The following is a 1,605-nucleotide window of genomic DNA, read 5'->3' as shown; positions in this document are numbered from 1 at the left end:
ACTCAAGTATCGGACATGATAAATAAACCTCAACCTATGGTATAAATAGAACAGAGGTGATTTTATATCATGCTGCACCTGGATTAAGTAACGGGTTACGTAAGAATCCAGGTAATTTGTTAAAAAAGCGATCCAGAAATTCATTAATTTGTTCATCCGTTAGAAGACATTCTTCCGCAAGCATGGATCCTAATACTTCCAGTATGGTCATTAATGCTTCGGCAAAGCGAAGATCATCAAGCTCATCACAGCACATATAGAACAGCTGTCCAAGAGTTTTGGGATCTTCTTCCTCACGGGCGCTCAATGACAACATCATGTAACGCAGAAAGACAATCGTTGTATGTGCAGTCATGGAATCGTAGCTTTGACATTGAAACTCCTTGGCCAGTCGCAAATGAGATTTGACCACCTTGAAAAAGCACTCAATTTCCCAGCGCTTTCCATAAATTCGGATGGCATCTTCTTCCGTATGGGCGAGGTTGGTTGTTAAAAGTGCAAGCCACTTTTTGGAACGGTTTCGATCACGTACGAAAACAATTCGCGCCTGAATTTCATTGCCATTTTCGTCATCGTGACCAAGTCCAACTACGATGCTTGCAAGAATTTTGGCGCGACCACGCTTTTTGCGAACCTTTTTGTAAAGTTTGTTCAATGTGTAAGACTCTCCTTCATATGTATAGTGAATCTTTGGAGAACGTTTAATCATACAAACAACATGGAGAGGGTAGTTTTTCACGATTTTCGATATGATTGCCGGATAAGCAAACCAGCTATCAAAAAGAACGGTTTTCGCGCCAAGCTTTTTTGGATGAATGGAGTCCAAAAGATTGAACATTGTTTCGGTGCTCTTTTGTGTTGCCTCTTGGCGTCTATGATAACCGACTGTTCGCTTGTCTATTTTCGAGTCCATCTCTCGATAACGAGAGGCAACATTTTTGGAGCTTAAAAGCGAAAAAGCAAGTGGCATAAACGTAGCTCCATCAGACCAACCGAGTGTAAGCATACGGAAGCCTTTGAAATATCTCCCGGTTGTGTGATCTTTAACACGTGCAAGCAATTCAACGACCTTACTCCGATTGCGACTAAATAGAGAATCATCAAAGATCAGCACACGATCCCGGTCCTTGGACGTTAATGGGAGAATGTACTTTATAACGAGGTATGATCCAACACATGCAAGAAACTTACGCCAGTTATACGTAGGGTTTTTCAAAAGGTCGTATACAGTATCCTTTTGAAAATGCTTTGGAATTCGTTCGGATTCGAGTGCCCGGGAAAAGCCCATGCCATGAAGAACGAGTGCAAAAATGAATTGAACAATAATACGAGCAGAAACTCCCTTTTCCTTATGAATATTGGACTGATGCAGGAAAGTTCCAATTTTTGCTTGGGTGAAAAAACGCAGCATACGTGAATTTGATTTTTCATTTTCATTAGAATTTGGTAAAATAGTAGACAAGGAAAACATCCTTTCTTTGGTTGGTGTCGTTACCTATATTTTACCAAAGAATAGGGTGTTTTTTGTATTTTTTTGATTTGTTTTTGATAGTAAACCCTGATTTGATATGGGTTTGAACGGATTTTTTTACTCCGAAACTTGAG

General features: G+C 40.0%; 1 protein-coding gene. It reads right to left on the bottom strand.

Annotated elements, in window-relative coordinates; all coding sequences use genetic code 11:
- Nucleotides 1-67: 67 nt before the first annotated feature.
- Entirely contained in the window at nucleotides 68-1,471 is a 1,404-nt protein-coding gene (locus IEX12_RS23035) for an IS4 family transposase (RefSeq protein WP_286171353.1), read from the bottom strand.
- Nucleotides 1,472-1,605 lie beyond the last annotated feature (134 nt).

Source organism: Lentibacillus populi, assembly GCA_014642895.1.
Lineage (GTDB): Bacteria > Bacillota > Bacilli > Bacillales > Amphibacillaceae > Lentibacillus_C > Lentibacillus_C populi.
This window is presented reverse-complemented; position numbering and strand designations above follow the sequence as displayed.

Bases quoted from the DNA above. Each gene is read 5' to 3' on its own strand.
- IEX12_RS23035 (WP_286171353.1), bottom strand. From the start codon at position 1,471: ATGTTTTCCTTGTCTACTATTTTACCAAATTCTAATGAAAATGAAAAA.